Annotated in this window: 18 protein-coding genes; 9 read left to right on the top strand and 9 right to left on the bottom strand. The window is 74.3% G+C overall.

The genetic code is table 11. From position 1 onward, the window contains the following. Positions 1-61 precede the first annotated feature (61 nt). Complete coding sequence (locus E4P39_RS19780; protein ID WP_135138303.1) at positions 62-649, bottom strand: hypothetical protein; 588 nt, start codon at positions 647-649, stop codon at positions 62-64. A gap of 102 nt (positions 650-751) precedes the next feature. On the opposite strand from E4P39_RS19780, the gene E4P39_RS19775 reads away from it, so the two are divergent. Continuing rightward, a complete protein-coding gene (locus tag E4P39_RS19775) occupies positions 752-1,441 on the top strand; it encodes a response regulator transcription factor (RefSeq protein WP_135138302.1) in 690 nt (229 codons plus the stop codon). Beyond that, positions 1,438-2,736 (top strand): HAMP domain-containing sensor histidine kinase, encoded by a 1,299-nt coding sequence (locus E4P39_RS19770; RefSeq protein ID WP_135138301.1) that lies wholly within the window; start codon positions 1,438-1,440, stop codon positions 2,734-2,736. Before E4P39_RS19775 ends, E4P39_RS19770 begins: the two co-directional genes overlap by 4 nt. Here E4P39_RS19770 and E4P39_RS19765 read toward each other — a convergent pair. The 6 genes from E4P39_RS19765 to E4P39_RS19740 all read right to left on the bottom strand — a co-directional run bounded on the left by E4P39_RS19765 (position 2,689) and on the right by E4P39_RS19740 (position 9,838). Continuing rightward, positions 2,689-3,771 carry an amidohydrolase family protein gene (locus E4P39_RS19765; protein ID WP_245159974.1) on the bottom strand — a complete coding sequence of 361 codons (1,083 nt, stop codon included), beginning with the start codon at positions 3,769-3,771 and terminating at the stop codon, positions 2,689-2,691. The two genes, E4P39_RS19770 and E4P39_RS19765, sit on opposite strands and share 48 nt — an antisense overlap. After that, complete coding sequence (gene ffh / locus E4P39_RS19760; protein WP_135138300.1) at positions 3,768-5,339, bottom strand: signal recognition particle protein; 1,572 nt, start codon at positions 5,337-5,339, stop codon at positions 3,768-3,770. The genes E4P39_RS19765 and ffh overlap by 4 nt, the downstream gene beginning before the upstream one ends. Positions 5,340-5,404: 65 nt before the next feature. Next, complete coding sequence (locus tag E4P39_RS19755; RefSeq protein ID WP_135138299.1) at positions 5,405-5,596, bottom strand: hypothetical protein; 192 nt, start codon at positions 5,594-5,596, stop codon at positions 5,405-5,407. Between the two features lie 80 nt (positions 5,597-5,676). Next, positions 5,677-8,058 carry a [protein-PII] uridylyltransferase gene (locus tag E4P39_RS19750; RefSeq protein ID WP_135138298.1) on the bottom strand — a complete coding sequence of 794 codons (2,382 nt, stop codon included), beginning with the start codon at positions 8,056-8,058 and terminating at the stop codon, positions 5,677-5,679. 92 nt (positions 8,059-8,150) lie between these two features. Next, a complete protein-coding gene (locus E4P39_RS19745) occupies positions 8,151-8,489 on the bottom strand; it encodes a P-II family nitrogen regulator (protein WP_091980408.1) in 339 nt (112 codons plus the stop codon). Continuing rightward, positions 8,486-9,838 (bottom strand): ammonium transporter, encoded by a 1,353-nt coding sequence (locus E4P39_RS19740; RefSeq protein ID WP_135138297.1) that lies wholly within the window; start codon positions 9,836-9,838, stop codon positions 8,486-8,488. The genes E4P39_RS19745 and E4P39_RS19740 overlap by 4 nt, the downstream gene beginning before the upstream one ends. A gap of 312 nt (positions 9,839-10,150) precedes the next feature. Here E4P39_RS19740 and E4P39_RS19735 point away from each other — a divergent pair, with 312 nt between their 5' ends. The 5 genes from E4P39_RS19735 to E4P39_RS19720 are packed head-to-tail and all read left to right on the top strand — an operon-like array spanning position 10,151 to position 13,090. Beyond that, complete coding sequence (locus tag E4P39_RS19735) at positions 10,151-10,855, top strand: energy-coupling factor ABC transporter permease (protein WP_209306635.1); 705 nt, start codon at positions 10,151-10,153, stop codon at positions 10,853-10,855. Further along, entirely contained in the window at positions 10,852-11,175 is a 324-nt protein-coding gene (locus E4P39_RS22715; protein ID WP_209306634.1) for a PDGLE domain-containing protein, read from the top strand. The genes E4P39_RS19735 and E4P39_RS22715 overlap by 4 nt, the downstream gene beginning before the upstream one ends. Position 11,176: 1 nt before the next feature. Then, positions 11,177-11,959: a cobalt ECF transporter T component CbiQ gene (gene cbiQ, locus E4P39_RS19730; RefSeq protein ID WP_135138296.1), complete on the top strand. Its 783-nt coding sequence runs from the start codon at positions 11,177-11,179 to the stop codon at positions 11,957-11,959. After that, positions 11,956-12,705 (top strand): ABC transporter ATP-binding protein, encoded by a 750-nt coding sequence (locus tag E4P39_RS19725; RefSeq protein WP_135138295.1) that lies wholly within the window; start codon positions 11,956-11,958, stop codon positions 12,703-12,705. The genes cbiQ and E4P39_RS19725 overlap by 4 nt, the downstream gene beginning before the upstream one ends. A gap of 22 nt (positions 12,706-12,727) precedes the next feature. Next, entirely contained in the window at positions 12,728-13,090 is a 363-nt protein-coding gene (locus E4P39_RS19720) for a nuclear transport factor 2 family protein (RefSeq protein WP_135138294.1), read from the top strand. Here the strand turns inward: E4P39_RS19720 and ftsY are convergent. Continuing rightward, positions 13,087-14,280 (bottom strand): signal recognition particle-docking protein FtsY, encoded by a 1,194-nt coding sequence (gene ftsY / locus E4P39_RS19715; protein ID WP_135138293.1) that lies wholly within the window; start codon positions 14,278-14,280, stop codon positions 13,087-13,089. The genes E4P39_RS19720 and ftsY overlap by 4 nt on opposite strands. Positions 14,281-14,347: 67 nt before the next feature. Here ftsY and E4P39_RS19710 point away from each other — a divergent pair, with 67 nt between their 5' ends. Further along, entirely contained in the window at positions 14,348-16,021 is a 1,674-nt protein-coding gene (locus tag E4P39_RS19710; protein ID WP_135138292.1) for an alkaline phosphatase D family protein, read from the top strand. 12 nt (positions 16,022-16,033) lie between these two features. Beyond that, positions 16,034-16,858, top strand: coding sequence for an endonuclease/exonuclease/phosphatase family protein (locus E4P39_RS19705; protein ID WP_245159973.1), 825 nt, complete (start codon positions 16,034-16,036; stop codon positions 16,856-16,858). 9 nt (positions 16,859-16,867) lie between these two features. On the opposite strand, the gene E4P39_RS19700 is transcribed toward E4P39_RS19705, so the two are convergent. Beyond that, positions 16,868-17,976: AAA family ATPase (locus tag E4P39_RS19700; RefSeq protein ID WP_167761990.1), on the bottom strand; the 1,109-nt coding region annotated here is incomplete at its 5' end.

Raw genomic sequence — 17,976 nt, 5'->3', positions numbered from 1 at the left:
CCTTCGGCCCCCGCTCCCGGAGACGCCCTCGCAGGGCGTCGCCAGGAGTGGGGGCATCTCCTCAGTCGTCCGAGCCGTGCCCGCTGCCGCCGCGACCGGAGGAGTCGTCACCACCGGAGTCGTCCGAGCCGTGGCCGCCGCCGTCGCGACCGGAGGAGTCGTCGTACCCGGAGGAGTGCCCGGCCGACGAGCTCGAGGCCGCCGAGGACGACGACGAGTGCGAGCTGCTGCCGCTGCCGCCGCTGTCGTCGGTGCGGAGACCCTCGTCGAAGAACTGCGGGCTGCCGCTCACGCAGGAGACGTGCACCTCGAGCTTCTGATTGCCGCTCTTGAACTCGAACTCGCCGGGCCGGTTCGAGTCGTCGGCCCACCAGCCCACCGCGGGTGCGCCGGCCAGGACGGGGGATCCGCTGGTGCAGTCGGCGAAGACGGTGCCGGCGACGGTGGCGTACTCGCCGGTGGCCAGGACCGGGGACGGGGAGGTGCCGGACGGCGCCTCGGGCGTCGTCGATGCGGTGGTCGTCGCCGCCACGGGCGAGGTGCTCGGCGTGGCGGAGGCGTCCACGAGGGACACGGCCAGGAAGCCCAGGCCGACGGCGGCGACCGCCGATGCGGACCAGGCGGCTCCGAGTGCTACTGATCGATTCATGCCAGGGAGGGTGCAGCCGAACGGGTTAAGACCACCCCAAGAAGGGGTCAAGACCCGGCCCGGATCCCCCGGGAGGGTCCGGAGCGGCATTAGCGTCGCCGCGTGGCCCAGCTCCTGGTGGTGGAGGACGACGAGCGGATCCGCACTGCCCTGATCCGTGCGCTGCGCGAGCGGGGTCACGCGGTCAGCTCGGCGGGTACGGCGCTGGCCGGGCTGCGATCGGCCGTGGAGGAGCGCCCGGACCTCGTCGTCCTGGATCTGGGCCTGCCCGACCTCGACGGCCGGGAGCTGCTGCGCATGCTGCGCGCGGTCTCCGCAGTGCCGGTCATCGTGGCCACGGCGCGGGACGACGACGAGAGCATCGTGCAGGCCCTCGACGCCGGTGCCGACGACTACGTGCTCAAACCGTTCCAGGCCGGCCAGCTCGAGGCGCGCATCCGGGCCGTGCTGCGGCGGGCGGCGGGCGCGGCCGATGCGGCGAGCGCCACCGTGACCGTCGCCGACGTGGTGGTCGATCCGCGGGGCCGCCGGGTGACGCAGGCCGGCCGGCCGGTGGACCTCTCCCCCAAGGAGTTCGACCTGCTGGCGTATCTCGCCGCCCGGGTCGGCACCGTCGTGACCAAGCGGGAGCTCCTCGCCGAGGTGTGGCAGCTGCCCTACGGCGGATCGGACAAGACCGTCGACGTCCATCTCTCGTGGCTGCGCCGCAAGCTCGGGGAGAGCGCCGCCGAGCCGCGCCTGCTGCAGACGGTGCGCGGTGTCGGGGTACGGCTGGCCGAGCCCGAGTCGTGAGGCGCCAGATCACGCTGCTGGTCGCGGCGACGACGTCGATCGTCCTGCTCGCGTTCCTGCTGCCGGCGGCCTCCCTGGTCGCGAGGGTGGCCGAGGCCCGCGCCATGGACGCCGCCCAGGCCCAGCTGCAGGTGCTGATCCCGTCGGTCGGGCTCGACCCGCCCGAGGAGGTCGCCGCCGGACTGGCGGCCTCCGTCGACGGCGGCCGGATCGTCGCGGTGCGGTGGACCGACGGGGAGTGGCTGACCGAACCCGGCTCGGTCGACGCCGGAAGCATCCCGCTGACCCCGACGGTCGTGGAGAGCGGAACCGGGACCCGCCTCCTGCAGCCGGTGCGGCGCCCCGACGGCACCGCGGTCATCGAGGTGTTCGTCCCGCGCGAGCTGCTGCGCGCGGGGGTCTCGCGGACCTGGCTGGTGCTCGGTGGGCTGGGGGTCGTCCTGCTGCTGCTGGCGCTGCTGGTCGCCGACCGGCTGGCGCGCTCGCTCACGCGGCCGGTCACCGACCTGGCGACCACCGCACACCGGCTCGGGAGCGGCGACCTGTCGGCGCGGGCCACCCCTGCCGGCCCGGCGGAGGTCCGTGAGGTCGCGACCGCGGTCAACGCGCTGGCCGGCCGGATCGCCGAGCTCCTGACCGCCGAGCGCGAGGCCGCCGCGGACCTCGCCCACCGGCTCAGGACCCCCCTCACCGCCCTCCGGCTGGACGTCGAGGCGCTGCCCGGCGAGGACCGGACCCGCCTGCTCGGGGACGTCGACGCCCTGAGCCGGGGCATCGACGAGGTGATCTCCGAGGCCCGGCGGACCGTCCGCGAGGGACTGGGTGCCGGCTGCGACGCGGTGGACGTCGTCGCGCGGCGGGTGCGGTTCTGGTCGGTGCTGGCCGAGGAGGAGCGCCGCGCCGTCACGGTCGAGCTGAGCCCCGTGCCGCTGCCGGTGCGCGTCGCCGCATCGGACCTCGGCGCGGCGGTGGACGCCCTGCTCGGCAACGTCTTCGCCCACACCCCGGAGGGGACCGCCTTCCGCGTGGCGGTGCAACCGCGGGCCGCGGGTGGCGCCGAGGTGACCGTGTCGGACGCGGGCCCCGGGATGCCGGACACCGCGGTCGAACGGGGACGCAGCGGAGGCGGGTCGACCGGCCTGGGTCTCGACATCGCCCGCCGCACCGCCGAGTCCTCCGGCGGAACCCTGCGGCTCGGCTCCTCGGACGACGGCTCGACCGTTGTCCTCGCGCTGGGCGCGCCCGGCTCAGGCGACGACGCGGCCCCGGAGCAGCATCCGTTGCGGTCGCCGTAGCGAGTCGAGGTCCGTCCGCGGGTCGGCGTCGTAGACGACGAGGTCGGCGGATGCCCCCTCCTCGATGCACGTCAGCCCGAGCCAGGCGCGGGCGGACCAGGACGCCGCGGCCAGCGCCGCCTCGGCTGGCAGCCCGGCCCCGTGCAGCGCCCGGACCTCGTCGGCGAGAACACCGTGCGCGATGCCACCGCCCGCGTCGGTGCCGGCGAAGACCGGCACCCCGGCGTCGAACGCCGCGCGGACCACGGCGCCGGAGTTCGCGTGCAGCCGCCGCATCGTGCTCGCGTACCCCGGGAACTTCTTCTCCCCCGCGGCCGCGAAGCCGGGGAAGTTCGCCACGTTCACCAGCGTCGGGACGACGGCCGTGCCGCGGGTGGCCATCTCCGCGATGAGGTCCTCGGTGAGGCCGGTGCCGTGCTCGATGCAGTCGATGCCGGCCGCGACGAGGTCGGGGAGCGCGTCGGTGCCGAACGTGTGGGCGGTGACCCGGGCGCCCTCCTCGTGGGCGGCGGTGATCGCCGCGGCCAGCGCCTCGCGCGGCCACTGGGGGCCGAGGTCGCCGAGGTCCCGGTCGATCCAGTCACCGATGAGCTTCACCCAGCCGTCGCCGCGGCGGGCCTGGGTGCGGACCTCGGCCACCAGGTCGGGCGGCTCGACCTCGACCGCCAGGCCGGGGATGTAGCGGCGCGGCGCGGAGATGTGCCGGCCGGCCCGGAGGATGCGGGGCAGGTCGGGCTCGTCGTCCAGCGCCCGGGTGTCGACGGGCGAGCCGCAGTCGCGCAGGGCGAGTACCCCGGCCGCCCGGTCGGCCAGTGCCTGTTGGCGGGCCGCGTCGAGGTCCTGGACGCGCGTGCCGCCGGTGGCGATGCCGACGTGGCAGTGCGCGTCGACCAGCCCCGGGACGAGCCAGCCGCCCCGGGTCACCGTCTCGGCCCCCGGCACCGTCTCGAACGTGAAGCGTCCGTCCCGGACCCAGAGGTCGCGATGCTCCCCCTCCGGAAGGACGACCCCGGACAGATGCAGCGGAGCGCTCACCGGCCGGGCCGCTCGTCCTTCAACTGGTCGAAATTGAGCTTCGTGAGATCCGGCAGCCCCTGGCCGGGCGGGAGGCCCGGCATGCCGCCAGGCAGCCCGCCGCCGGGCAAGCCGGCGCCGGGTGGGAGCCCTGGGGCGCCCAAGGGACGCCGCGCCGGCCCGCCCTTGGCCTTGCCGCCCTTGCCCTTCTTGCCCTTCTTGGCCTGGGCCTGCATCTGACGGCCGCGCGCCTTCTTCGACATCGGGCCCATACCGGGCAGCCCCATGCTGCCGGCCATCTGGCTCATCATCTTCTGGGCCTGGGTGAAGCGCTCCAGGAGCTGGTTCACGTCGGTGACGCTGACGCCGGAACCGTTCGCGATCCGGACCCGCCGCGACGCGTTGATGATCTTCGGGGTGACCCGCTCGGTCGGCGTCATCGACCGGATGATCGCCGCGGTGCGGTCCAGGTCGCGGTCGTCGATCTGCTTGAGCTGCTCCTTCATCGCACCGGCGCCGGGCAGCATGCCGAGCAGGTTGGCGATGGGGCCCATCTTGCGGATGGACATCATCTGCTCGAGGAAGTCCTCGAGGGTGAAGCCCTCGCGGGAGGCGAGCTTGCCGGCCATCTTCTCGGCCTGGTCGGCGTCGAAGTGCTGCTCGGCCTGCTCGATGAGCGTGAGGACGTCGCCCATCCCGAGGATCCGGGAGGCCATCCGCTCGGGGTGGAAGACGTCGAAGTCGGCCAGCTTCTCGCCCGTGGAGGCGAACATGATCGGCTGGCCGGTGACGTGCCGGACGGACAGTGCGGCACCACCGCGGGCGTCGCCGTCGAGCTTGGTCAGGACGACGCCGGTGAACCCGACGCCCTCCTGGAACGCCGTCGCGGTGGTGACCGCGTCCTGGCCGATCATGGCGTCGACCACGAACAGCGTCTCGTCGGGCTGGACGGCGTCGCGGATGGCGGCGGCCTGGGCCATGAGCTCGGCGTCGATGCCGAGGCGGCCGGCGGTGTCGACGACCACGACGTCGTGCATCGTGCGCCGGGCGTGCTCGATGGACTCCCGGGCGACCTCCACCGGGTCGCCCACCCCGTTGCCCGGCTGGGGGGCGAAGACGTCGACCCCGGCCTGGCCGGCGACGATCGACAGCTGGTTGACCGCGTTGGGGCGCTGGAGGTCGGCGGCGACCAGGAGCGGGGTGTGGCCCTGGCTCTTGAGCCAGCGGCCGAGCTTGCCGGCCAGGGTCGTCTTACCGGAGCCCTGGAGGCCGGCCAGCATGATCACCGTCGGCGAGGTCTTGGCCAGCCGGATCCGGCGGGTCTCCCCGCCGAGGATGCCGATGAGCTCCTCGTTGACGATCTTGATGACCTGCTGCGCCGGGTTCAGCGCAGCGGACACCTCGGCGCCGGTCGCGCGCTCCTTTACCGACGCGATGAACGCGCGGACCACCGGCAGCGCGACGTCCGCCTCGAGCAGCGCGATGCGGATCTCGCGCGCGGTGGCGTCGATGTCGGCCTCGGTGAGCCGGCCCTTGCCACGCAGGCCGGCGAAGACCTTGTCCAGTCGGTCGGAGAGGGTCTCGAACACAGCACGTCCTCAGCAGTCACGGGCGCGAAACACGTCGCGCCGTCCGACCCGAGGGTATCGACCGCTCAGGCGGCCTGTCGCAGGCGCAGGACGCCGGCGACCACGCCGACGTCCCCGAACACGACGGCGGAGCCGCAGTCGACGCACGCCCACTCGGGACACTCGCCGCCGTCGTCGGTGTGCCCGTCGAGGCACGTCGGCTGGATGAACTCGCGGATCTCGCCACAGGGCGGGCAGGGCCACAGCCGGCTGTCCATGGACGCTCCTCTCGACTGCGGGACCGTTCCGTCCCGATCTGTCTCGACGGTCGCACGTACGTACGACAGTTCCGGGGAGTTCAGCCCGGCGTGTCGGTCGTCCCGCCGGCGAGGACGTCGTGCACCGCGCCTCCGGTGGCGGTCACCAGCGCCTCGTCGACCCGTCGGCGCTGCTCGGCGTCCACGGGTGTGCCGGACGGGTTGCGGACGTAGAAGCTGTCGACGGCATCCGCCCCCAGGGTCTCGATCCGGGCCGAGGTGACGTCGAGCCCCTCCCCCGTGATCGCCGCCGTGAGCCGGTAGAGCAGCCCGGCCCGGTCCCCGGCCCGCACCTCGACGATGCCGTTCGCGGCCCCGCTGACCTCCCCGTTGTGCCAGGAGATGCGCGGCGGCGCCGACCGGCCGCCCGTCTGCCGGTAGTCCGCCTCCCGCTGCCGCAGGCGTTCGGCCAGGGGCAGGGTGCCCTCCAGCGCGGCGCGGACGCCGTCGGCGAGGATCTCCGGCACGGGCGCGCGACCGAACCGGGGGCGCACGGCGAAGACGGCCGTCGCGTACCCCGCCTCGACGGCGATCCGCGCGGCGCGGACGTCGAGCTGGTTGAGGGCGAGCACGCCGGCGCACGTGCTGAGCAGGCCCGACCGGTCGGGTGCACCGATGGTCACCTGCTGTCCGTCGGCGACGTCCTCGATCCCGACGGTGACCGCGCCGCCCGCCCCGGGGATGTCGAGGGGCCGGGCGGTCACCTGGGGCTCCGTCGGATGCAGCACCGGCTCCGGTGCCCCGGCCACGGACCCCAGCTTCGCCTGGACGCGGGCGACCAGGGCGGCGACCAGATGCGCCTTCCAGGGGGACCACGCCGACGCGCTCGTGGCGGCTCCGTCGGCCTGGGCGAGGGCGTGCAGCAGCTGGAGCACCGCGGGGTCGTGGTCGATGGTGGCGGCCACGCGGTCGATCGTCGCGGGGTCGTCGATGTCCCGCCGGGTGGCGGTGGCCGGCAGCAGCAGGTGATGGCGGACCAGGACGCGGAGGACCGCGACGTCGGGCGGGGAGAACCCCATCCGCGTGGCCATCTCCGCCGCGATCGGCTCGCCCACGACGCTGTGGTCGCCGGGCCAGCCCTTGCCGATGTCGTGCAGCAGCGCGGCGACCAGCAGCAGGTCGGGACGGTCGACGTCGTGGGTCAGCTCGGAGGCGGCCGCGGCCGCCTCCACGAGGTGCCGGTCCACGGTGAACCGGTGCCACGGGTGGCGCTGCGGGAGGGAGCGGACCCGGTCCCACTCCGGCAGCAGGCGCGCCAGGAGACCCTCCTGGTCCAGCTGTTCGAGGATCGGGACCGCCGCACGACCGCTGGCGAGGAGCCGGAGGAAGGACCAGCGGAGCTCCGCCGGCCACGGCTCGGGCACCGGCGGGCTGTGCACCGCGAGCACCTTGAGCGTGTACGGCGAGAGCAGCAGGTCGGCGCGGGCCGCGGCAGCCGCTGCGCGCAGCAGGAGCCCCGGATCGACCGCCGGCCGGGCGCCCTGGGCGAGGACGACCTCGTCCCCCTGCCGGACGACGCCCTCGGCCAGCGGTTCGCGCCGCACCCGGCGGTACCGGCCGTGCGGCCGCCGCACGAGGCCCGCCTCGACCCGGCGCCAGGTCTCGTCGGCCACGAAGGCGAGCCGGCGGCCGGCGAGGCTGACCTCGCGCAGCAGGATGTCCTCGTCGGCGAGGCCGAGCGCGACCGCGACGGGGCGCTGCTCCTGACGGACGAGGACGTCGGCGGGGCGGCCGGTGCGCCGCCGCAGCTCGTCGCGGACGTCGAGCAGGAAGGCGTACGCGGCCTCGATCTCGGCGGTGGGCTCGTCGCCGAGCTGGGCGGCGGCGACGGCGCGGAGCACCTGGCCCTCGCGCAGGCCGCCGTAGGCCTCCTTGAGGTCGGGCTCCAGGAGGAAGGCGACCTCGCCGACCTGGTGGGCCCGTCCCCGGCGCAGGTCGCGCAGCTGGGGCAGCAGTCGGGAGGCGGACTGCCGCCAGCTCGCCAGCGTCGCCGTCCGCAGCCGGGCGGCGAGCTCGGCATCGCCGGCGACCAGCCGGGCGTCCAGGAGCCCCAGGCCCGCCTTGACGTCGGTGGAGGCAACGCCCACGGCCTCGGGGATCGAGCGCACGGAGTGGTCCAGCCGGAGGCCGGCGTCCCACACCGGGTACCAGAGGGCGTCGGCGACGGAGGCGATCTCGGGCCGCCCGTCGTGCACCAGGACCAGGTCGAGGTCGCCGAACGGGGGCAGCTCGCGGCGGCCGAGGCTGCCGACGGCGACGAGCGCGATGCCGCTGGTGCCGGTCCGCGGCGGGGGCGCGCCGCGGCGCTGCCGGGACGGGGGCGTGCCGGCGACCGCCTCGTCGAGCAGCCTGCCGAGCCACGCGTCGAGCACCTGCACCCGCTCGGCGCGGGTCAGGCCGGGCAGCGCGGCGACGTCGAGCACGTCTCCCCCTCGATGGATGTGAGCCGCCTGGCAGAGGAACGCCGGCCGGGGCAGCGGAATCCGCTCCCCCGGCCGGCGGCCGTCCTCAGGACCTAGAGCGCGTCGTCGCCGCGCTCACCGGTGCGGACGCGCACGATCTCGTCGATCGTGGTGACCCACACCTTGCCGTCGCCGATCTGCCCCGTCGAGGCGGCCTCGACCACGGCATCGACCACGCGGGCGGCGTCCAGCTCGCTGACGACCACCTCGATGCGCACCTTGGGCACGAAGTCCACCTGGTACTCCGCCCCGCGGTAGACCTCGGTGTGTCCCCGCTGGCGGCCGAAGCCCTGGACCTCGCTGACGGTCAGACCGGCGACGCCGATCAGCTCGAGTGCGTTCTTGACGTCGTCCAGCTTGAACGGCTTGACGATCGCGGTGACCAGCTTCATACCCGGCTTCCCTCCGTGTTGCGGGCCTCGGCGTGTGCCTGGCCGACCAGTGATGTTCCGCTACCGCCGCCGAGGGAGGCGAAGTCGTACGCGGTCTCGGCGTGCTCGCCGTTGTCGATCCCGGCGATCTCGGCCTCGTCGGTGACGCGGAAGCCGATCGTCTTCTGGATGGCGATCCCGATGACCATGGTGAGCACGAACGAGTAGACCAGCACCGCGAGGGCTCCGACCGCCTGCTTCCAGAGCTGGTCGACGCCGCCGCCGTAGAACAGCCCGTCGACGCCCGCCGTGGTGGCGGCGGAGGCGAACAGGCCGACCGCCAGGGTGCCCCACAGGCCGCCGACGAGGTGGACGCCGACGACGTCGAGCGAGTCGTCGTAGCCCAGCTTGTACTTCAGGCCTACCGCGAGGGCGCACAGGACACCGGCGAGGAGGCCGATGAAGATCGCGCCGACCGGGGTGACCGACGAACACGCCGGCGTGATCGCCACGAGGCCCGCGACGACGCCGGACGCGGCGCCCAGGGACGTGGCGTGCCCGTCGCGGATCTTCTCCGTCGCGAGCCAGCCCAGCGTGGCGGCCGCGGTGGCGACGATCGTGGTCACGAAGACCTCGGCGGCCTGGCCGTTGGCCGACAGCGCCGAGCCGGCGTTGAAGCCGAACCAGCCGAACCAGAGCAGGCCGGCACCGATCATCACGAGCGGGAGGTTGTGCGGCCGCATCGGCTCGCGGCCGAAGCCGCGGCGCTTGCCGAGGACGAGGGCGAGCGCGAGGCCCGCGGCGCCGGCGTTGATGTGCACGGCCGTGCCGCCGGCGAAGTCGATGGCCAGCAGGGTGTTGGCGATCCACCCGCCGGTCTCGGACTCCGCACCGTCGAACGCGAACACCCAGTGGGCCACCGGGAAGTAGACGACGGTCGCCCAGACGCCGGCGAAGATCATCCACGGACCGAAGCGGGCCCGGTCGGCGATGGCGCCGGAGATCAGGGCGACGGTGATGATCGCGAAGACCGCCTGGAAGGCCACGAAGGCCATCGAGGGGACCGTGAAGACCAGCGAGGTGGCGGCGAACCCGTTGTCGATGCCCTCGGTGCCGAGCAGCCCGGAGAGGCCGAAGAACTCGAAGGGATTGCCGAGCAGGCCGGCGCCGATGTCGTTCCCGAAGGCCATCGAGTAGCCGTAGAGCACCCAGAGCACGCTGATCAGCGCGAGCGCTCCGAAGCTCATCATCATCATGTTGAGGACGCTCTTCGCGCGGACCATGCCGCCGTAGAAGAGCGCCAGACCGGGGGTCATGAGCAGCACCAGGGCGGCGCTGGTCAGGACCCAGGCAGTGTCGCCGGTGTCCACGGCAACCTCCTGAGTGGATCGTCGGCCAGGGGCCGGGGCGGGTGTGTCCGGCGCTCCTCGGGAGGAGGGCGACGTGGCGTTCACGGTGCCGTCCCCGTGTTTCTGGCGGCGTCCTCGGCACGTTTCGTGGCGGTGAACTCAGGTCCGCGTGTCCCGCTCCTGCGTTCCGGTCGTGTTGCGGACCCCCCGTTCGTGGCACCGGACACACCCGGCAGTGCAATTGCAAACGATGTGCAATAAGGTTTCCGCAGGCGGCAGACCCCCAGCTGGGCGCGGTCGCCGCCCACCACCCGCGAGCACTCCGGAGGCAGCGTGCACGTCCCCGACGGGTTCCTCGACCCCGCCACGTCCGTCGCCACCGGGGCCCTGGCCGTCGGCGTCGTCGCCCTGGCGATCCGCCGCGCCGAGCGCGAGCTGGACGATCGCGCCGCGCCCCTCGCGGGCCTGACGGCCGCCTTCGTCTTCGCCGCCCAGATGATCAACTTCCCGGTCGCCGGCGGCACCAGCGGGCACCTGATCGGCGCGGTGCTCACCGCCGTCCTGGTGGGACCGTGGACGGCGATCCTGTGCATGACCGTGGTCCTGCTGGTCCAGGCGGTCCTCTTCGCCGACGGCGGGCTCACGGCACTGGGCACCAACGTCACGCTGATGGCGGTGGTGTCGGTCGTGCTCGGCTACGGCGTCTTCCGGCTGCTCACCGCCGTGCTGCCCCGGACGCGCGGCGGGCTGCTGGCCGCCGCGGCCACGGCTGCGTTCCTCTCCGTGCCCGCGGCGGCGCTCGCGTTCGTCGCCCTGTTCGCGGTCGGCGGGGTCGCGGGAGTGCCCCTCGGCGCCGTCGCCGCGGCCATGGGTGGGGTGCACCTGCTGATCGGCGTCGGCGAGGCCGCCATCACCGTCGCGGTGCTCGGCGCCGTCCTCGCCGTGCGGCCGGACCTCGTCCACGGCGCGACGCACCTGCACCAGGCCGCCCCGCTGCAGAGCCGCGCCGAGCCGGTCGGGGCCGGGATCACCCGGTGAGCCGCGCACCCCGCACCCGCACGGTCTGGGTCACCGGCCTGCTGCTGGCCCTGCTGGTCGCCGGCGTGGGCAGCTGGTACGCCAGCTCCTCCCCGGACGGGCTCGAATCGGCTGCCGAGCAGGCGGGCTTCGCCGACACCGCCCAGGACAGCGCGACCGCGGACTCTCCGCTGGCCGACTACGCCGTGGCCGGCGAGGAGAGCCGCGTCTCGACCGGAACGGCCGGCGTCGCCGGCGTCGTGGTCACCCTCGCACTGGCGGGTGGACTGACCCTGCTCGTCCGGCGGCGGGCCGCCGGCGCCGGCACGCCGACGGACTGACGTGGGCGCGGGTCACGGCGGCGCCCTGACCGCCCGCTACGTGGGCGGCACCACCCGGGTCCACCGGCTGGAGCCGCACGTCAAGCTCGTCGCCGTCCTGGCCTTCGCCCTGGTCGTGGTGGCGACGCCGGTGCACGCCGCCTGGGCCCCGGCGGCCTACGCCGGCTACCTGGTGGTGGTGCTCGCCGTGGCAGCCGTCGCCCGGGTGCGGCCCGGGCGGCTCGCCCGCGGTCTGGTCGTCGAGCTGCCGTTCGTCGCGTTCGCCCTGCTGCTGCCGTTCGTGACGGCGGGGCCCCGGGTGGAGGTGCTCGGCCTGGCGGTCTCCCGGAGCGGGCTGGAGACCGGCGGCGGGCTGCTGGCGAAGGCCACGCTCTCGGTGCTCGCCGCGACCGTCCTCGCCGTCACGACCGAGCCCCGGGCACTGCTCCGCGGGCTGCAGCGGCTGCGGCTGCCGGCGGTGCTCGTGCAGATCCTGATGTTCATGATCCGCTACGCCGACGTCGTCACCGGCGAGCTCCAGCGGATGCGGGTCGCCCGCGAGTCCCGCGGCTTCCGCGCGCGGGGCGCGGCCGGGCTGCGCGTCCTCGGCGCCACGGCGGGGTCGCTGTTCGTGCGCTCCTACGAGCGGGGCGAACGGGTGCACCTCGCCATGCTGTCCAGGGGCTACGACGGGCACCTGCGCACCGGCCCGGCCGCCGCCGTCCGCCCGCGGGCCTGGGCGACGGCGCTGACGCTGCCGGTGGCCGCGGCGGCGGTCCTGACGGCGGGGTTCGTGCTCGGATGACGGCTCCCTCCCTGCTGGTCGAGGATGTCGCCTTCGCCTATCCCGACGGGCACCAGGCACTGTTCGGCGTCGACCTGCGGCTCGAGCGGGGCGAGCGGGTGGCGTTGCTCGGCCCGAACGGGGCCGGGAAGACGACGCTCGTGCTGCACCTCAACGGCATCCTGCGGGCCGGCCGCGGCCGGGTGTCGGTGGCCGGGCTGCCGGTCGGCAAGCCGACCCTGCGGGAGATCCGGCGGCGGGTCGGCGTCGTCTTCCAGGACCCCGACGACCAGCTGTTCATGCCGACCGTCGCCGAGGACGTCGCGTTCGGCCCGCGCAATCTCGGCCTGCCGGAACCCGAGGTCGCGGCGCGGGTCGCGGCGGCGCTGGACCGGGTGGGCATGGCGGAGTTCGCCGACCGGCCGCCGCACCACCTGTCCTTCGGCCAGCGCCGTCGGGTCGCGGTCGCCACGGTGCTGTCGATGGACCCGGAGATCCTGGTGCTCGACGAGCCGTCGTCCAACCTCGACCCCGCCGGCCGCCGCGAGCTGGCCGAGGTGCTGCAGGCGCTGCCGGTGACCCTGCTGATGGTCACCCACGACCTGCCGTACGCCCTGCAGCTCTGCCCGCGATCGGTCGTCCTGGACGGCGGAGCCGTGGTCGCGGACGGGCCGACGCGCGACCTGCTCGCCGACGCCGACCTGCTGGCCGCGCACCGGCTGGAGCTCCCCTACGGGTTCGACCCGGCGAACGTCCCGTCGTCCTAGCCGTCGCCCGAGAGGACACCTGATGGCCACGCCCCGCCAGATCGCCGAGGCCTTCTCCGGCCACCGCTTCGCCGAGGCCTACCCGTCCCTGGCCACCGACGTGCGCTGGACCTCCCCCGGGCAGTTCACGCTGACCGGGCGGGAGGCCGTGATCGACGCGTGCGAAACCACGCTCAGCGAGCTCGCGAAGGGCACGGCATGCTTCGAGCGCTTCCTGGTCGTCGCCGAGGGCGACGCAGCCGCGGTGGACGCGATCGGCCGCTACGTGGACGCCGAGGGCGAGGTCGGCGTCGTCGCCTCCTGCGACATCTACGAGTTCCGCGACGGGGTCGTCACCGCCATCACGTCGTACACCGTCGAGCTGGACCCGGCGGACCTCGTCTAGTCCCCTCCGCCGACCAGCGCCTCCGCGAAGGCACCCGGCTCGAACGGCGCGAGGTCGTCGGGTCCCTCCCCCAGCCCGATGAGCTTCACCGGGATGCCGAGCTCCCGCTGCACCGAGACGACGATGCCGCCCTTGGCCGTGCCGTCGAGCTTCGTGAGCACCACTCCGGTGACGTCCACCGCCTCGGTGAACACCCGCGCCTGCACGATCCCGTTCTGCCCGGTCGTCGCGTCGAGCACGAGCAGCACCTCCGTCACGGGCGACTGCTTCTCGACGACGCGCTTGATCTTGCCCAGCTCGTCCATGAGGCCCGACTTGGTGTGCAGCCGGCCGGCGGTGTCCACCAGCACGGCGTCGACCTCGCCCTCCACGCCGGTGCGGACCGATTCGAACGCCACCGACGCCGGGTCGCCGCCCTCGCGGCCGCGCACGGTCAGCACGCCCACGCGCTCGCCCCAGGTCTCCAGCTGGTCGGCGGCGGCGGCGCGGAAGGTGTCGGCGGCACCGAGGACGACGCTCTTCCCGTCGCCGACGAGCACGCGGGCGATCTTGCCGACGGTCGTCGTCTTGCCGGCGCCGTTGACCCCCACCACGAGGACGACGCCCGGCAGCCCGTCGTGCCGGTCGGTGCCCAGCGTGCGGTCCAGGTCCGGCCCCAGGACGGCGACGAGCTCGCGCACCAGCAGCTCCCGCAGGTCGGTGCCACTGGCGGTGGCGAGCACCATCGACTGGGTGCGCAGGCGCTCGACGATCTGCGTGGTCGCGGCGAGGCCCACGTCGGCGGCGAGGAGGGTCTCCTCGACCTCCTCCCAGTCGTCCTCGGTGAGCTTCTCGCGGGCCAGCACCGTGAGCAGGCCACGGCCGAGCGAGGACTGGGAGCGGGCCAGCCGGGAGCGCAGCCGCACGAGCCGCCCGGCCGACGGCGGCGGGGTCTCGAAGAGCAGCCCCGGCTCGGGCTCGGCGGGCGGGAGCGAGACCTCCGGCGCCTCGGGCGGCAGACCGAGACCGGATGCCGTCGAACCCCGTGCGGGGGGCGCCTCCTCGACGGGAGGGCGCGGCCGCGTCAGCGTCGTGCCGGCGACCGCGTCGTCGTCCAGCCGGGTGGTGCGTCGTCCCCGGCCGACGAGCAGGCCGAGCCCGGCGATCAGCGCGACGACGAGGATCACGATCGCGATGAGCACGAATTCCATGCCCCGAGTCTTCCAGCCCACAGCGGGGATGCAGGCGGGACACAGGTGCGTGGGCCAGTCTGGTGGCATGCCACCGCCCGACGAGAGCCCCCCCGCCCTCCTCCTCGGCCCACTCCTGAGGCACGTCGACCCCGTGTCCGCCACGGTGTGGGTGGAGACCGACCGCCCCTGCGAGGTCGAGGTGCTCGGCCGGCGGGCGCGCACGTTCTGCGTCGGCGGCCACCACTACGCGCTCGTCCTGGTGGAGGACCTCGAGCCGGGAAGCAGCACCCCCTACGAGGTGCGCCTCGACGGCGGGCAGGTGTGGCCGCCGGCCGGGTCGGAGTTCCCGCCGAGCCGCATCCGCACCGCCGGCGGCTCGGGCCCCTTCCGCATCGCCTTCGGTTCCTGCCGGTACGCCAGCCCGCGGACGGTCGGGGAGTCCGAGGGGATCCCGCCCGACGCGCTGGACCTGTACGCGAGCCGGATCGCGCCGCTGCCGGAGGACCAGTGGCCCGACGCCCTGGTGCTGCTCGGTGACCAGGTCTACGCCGACGAGCTGACGAAGGAGACGAAGTCCGTCCTCAGGCGCCGCCGCACGTCCCGCAAGGAAGCGGTGGCACTCGAGGACCAGGTCGCGGACTTCGAGGAGTACACCCGGCTCTACGTGGAGTCGTGGGGCGACCCGCAGGTCCGCTGGCTGCTGTCGACCATCCCGTCGTCCATGATCTTCGACGACCACGAGATGATCGACGACTGGAACACCTCCGCCGCGTGGCGGGAGAAGGTCACCAGCGAGGCGTGGTGGCACGGGCGGATCTGCGGCGGCCTGGTCAGCTACTGGGTCTACCAGCACCTGGGCAACCTCAGCCCGCAGGAGCTGGCGGAGAACAAGACCTGGCAGGCGATCCAGGGCATGAGCGCCGATGACGCCGCCCGGGACGCCGAGCCGATGCTGCGCGAGATGGCCGAACTGGCCGACGCCGAACCGGCCACGATCCGGTGGAGCTTCGTGCGCCACTGGGGCGACGCGCGGCTGATCATGATCGACAGCCGGGCGGGCCGGGTGCTGGAGGAGCAGCACCGGCGGATGCTGGACGAGGACGAGTTCGCCTGGGTGGAAGCGGCCATGCACCGGGCGGTCGACGAGGGCGTGGAACACCTCATCCTCGGCACCTCCCTGCCGTGGCTGCTGCCGCACGCCATCCACAACCTCGAGCGGTGGAACGAGACGCTGAACGTCCGGCACCACGGCCGGTGGCGGGGGCGCCTGTCCGAGGCGGTGCGCCAGGCGTCCGACCTGGAGCACTGGGCGGCCTTCGGGCACTCCTTCGACCGTCTCGGGTCGGCGCTCACCGCCGTCGCGCGGGGCGAGCACGGCCGCGCGCCGGCGACCGCGCTGGTGCTCTCCGGCGACGTCCACCACGCCTACGCCGCCGAGGTGGTCCGCCCGGAGGGGCTCGCGGCCCGCGTGCACCAGCTGACGGTCTCGCCGCTGCACAACCAGGCCCCGCACCCGATCCGGGTGGGTTTCCGGATCGGGTGGAGCGCCCGGGCACGGCGTCTCACCGAGCGGCTCGCCCGCCTGGTGCGGGCCGAGCCGACGACGCTCGAGTGGGAGAAGCAGGCCGGCCCGTACTTCGGCAACCAGATCGGCGAGCTGGTGCTCACCGGGCGCGAGGCGCGGTTCGTGCTGTCGGTGAGCGAGCTGGGTGCCACGGAGCTGACCCAGGTCCTCGACATGCCGCTGGCCGAGGCCTGACAGGGTGGGGCGGTGACAGCTCTCCCCGGGATGCGGCCGGCGCCTGGACCCGACCAGCCTCCGATCCCCGTCCGTCTGGTCACGTTCAACACCCACCACGGCGTCGGGGACGACCATCGGCACGACCTGCCGCGGCTGGCCAAGCTGCTGCACGCGGTGGACGCCGACGTGATCTGCCTGCAGGAGGTCGACCGGTACTACGGCGACCGCAGCGAGGACGTCGACCAGGCTCTGCTGCTCTCCCGGGCGCTGGACATGCAGCTGGCCTGGGGGCCGGCGATCGACGAGCCGCGGGTGGGCGGGGACGGGCCGGCCGAGCCGCGCCAGTACGGCAACGCCCTGCTGTCCCGGCTGCCGATCCTGGTCAGCGACGTGCACCGGCTGCCCGGCGGCGGCGAGCCGCGCAGCGCACTCCGCACGATGCTCGAGCTGGACGGCGGCACGCTGTGGGTGACCGCGACGCACCTCACGACCCGGTCGGTGCCGGAGCGGGCCGAGCAGGTGGCGGCGCTGGCCGCGCTGCACACCGAGCGGATGGAGGGCGGCGTCCTGGTGGGCGACTTCAACGCGTCCCCGGACGCCCCTGAGCTGGAGGCGCTCCGCGGGCGCTTCACCGACGCCTGGGAGCTGGCGACGGAGCGCGACGACCAGGCGGGGTGGCGGTTCTGGCGCGGGGACGAGGGCGACACGTTCCCCGCCCGCTCGCCGCGCAAGCGGATCGACCAGGTCTGGGTCTCCTCCGGCGTGACCGTCGCCGCCGCCCGGGTGCTGGACGCCGAGGGCGCGTCGGACCACCTGCCGCTCGTCGTCGACCTCGAGGTCCGCAGCGGCGTCTGAACCGGGTGGCTACGCCGTCTCGAGCTCGCGGAGCCGCTGGCTGATGACGCCGGTGATCCCGTCGCCGCGCATGCTCACGCCGTACAGGGCGTCGGCGATCTCCATCGTCCGCTTCTGGTGGGTGATCACGATCAGCTGGGACGTCGACCGGAGCTCCTCGACCAGGGTGAGCAGCCGGCCCAGGTTGACGTCGTCCAGGGCGGCCTCGACCTCGTCGAGGACGTAGAACGGCGAGGGGCGGGCGCGGAAGATGGCCACGAGCAGGGCGACGGCGGTCAGGGAACGCTCCCCGCCGGAGAGCAGCGACAGCCGCTTGACCTTCTTGCCCGGCGGACGCGCCTCGATCTCGATGCCGGTGGCCAGCAGGTCGTCGGGCTCGGTGAGGAACAGCCGCCCGTGCCCGCCCGGGAACAGCGTGGCGAAGACGATCTCGAACTCGCGCTGGACGTCGGCGAACGCCGCGGCGAAGACGTCGTGGATGCGCTCGTCCACCTCGCGGACGACGGTGAGCAGGTCCCGTCGCGTGGACTTGAGGTCCTCGAGCTGGGTGGCGAGGAACCCGTGCCGCTCCTCCAGCGCCGCGAACTCCTCGAGCGCCAGCGGGTTGACCTTGCCGAGCGTCGCCATGTCCCGCTCGGCCCGCGCCGCGCGGCGTTCCTGCACGGCGCGGTCGTAGGGCGTCGGCGCCGGTTCGGGCTCCCCCGCCGCCTCGGCCGCGGCCACCTGCTGGGGCGCGGGCGGCACCGGCGCGGCCGGGCCGTACTCGGCGAGCAGGGTGGGCAGGTCGACGCCGTACTCCTCGGCGGCCCGCTCCTCCAGCGCCTCGATCCGGTACCGCTGCTCGGCGCGGGCGACCTCGTCACGGTGCACCTCGTCGGTGAGCCGGTCGAGGTCCGACGTCGCGGCACGGACTCGGGCCCGCACCTCCAGGAGTTCCGCCTCGGACGACGACCGGGCCGTGGCGAGGGCGTCCCGCTCGGCGACGGCACGAGCGAGAGAGTTCCCCAGCGCAGTGAGCGCGCGCTCGGCATCGCCCCGCACGCGGGCAGCCACCGCCGCCCCACGCTCCCGCGCGGCCCGGGCGACGGCCGCGCGGGAGCGTGGGGCGGCGGTGGTTG

The sequence above is a fragment of the Blastococcus sp. CT_GayMR19 genome, from assembly GCF_004570385.1.
GTDB lineage: Bacteria > Actinomycetota > Actinomycetes > Mycobacteriales > Geodermatophilaceae > Blastococcus_B.
This window is presented reverse-complemented; position numbering and strand designations above follow the sequence as displayed.

What these genes read in the sequence shown, in the direction of transcription:
- E4P39_RS19755 (WP_135138299.1), bottom strand. Translation starts at nt 5,596, where the DNA reads ATGGACAGCCGGCTGTGGCCCTGCCCGCCCTGTGGCGAGATCCGCGAG.
- ftsY (WP_135138293.1), bottom strand. Translation starts at nt 14,280, where the DNA reads ATGGAATTCGTGCTCATCGCGATCGTGATCCTCGTCGTCGCGCTGATC.
- E4P39_RS19710 (WP_135138292.1), top strand. Translation starts at nt 14,348, where the DNA reads ATGCCACCGCCCGACGAGAGCCCCCCCGCCCTCCTCCTCGGCCCACTC.
- E4P39_RS19780 (WP_135138303.1), bottom strand. Translation starts at nt 649, where the DNA reads ATGAATCGATCAGTAGCACTCGGAGCCGCCTGGTCCGCATCGGCGGTC.
- E4P39_RS19725 (WP_135138295.1), top strand. Translation starts at nt 11,956, where the DNA reads ATGACGGCTCCCTCCCTGCTGGTCGAGGATGTCGCCTTCGCCTATCCC.
- E4P39_RS19745 (WP_091980408.1), bottom strand. Translation starts at nt 8,489, where the DNA reads ATGAAGCTGGTCACCGCGATCGTCAAGCCGTTCAAGCTGGACGACGTC.
- E4P39_RS19720 (WP_135138294.1), top strand. Translation starts at nt 12,728, where the DNA reads ATGGCCACGCCCCGCCAGATCGCCGAGGCCTTCTCCGGCCACCGCTTC.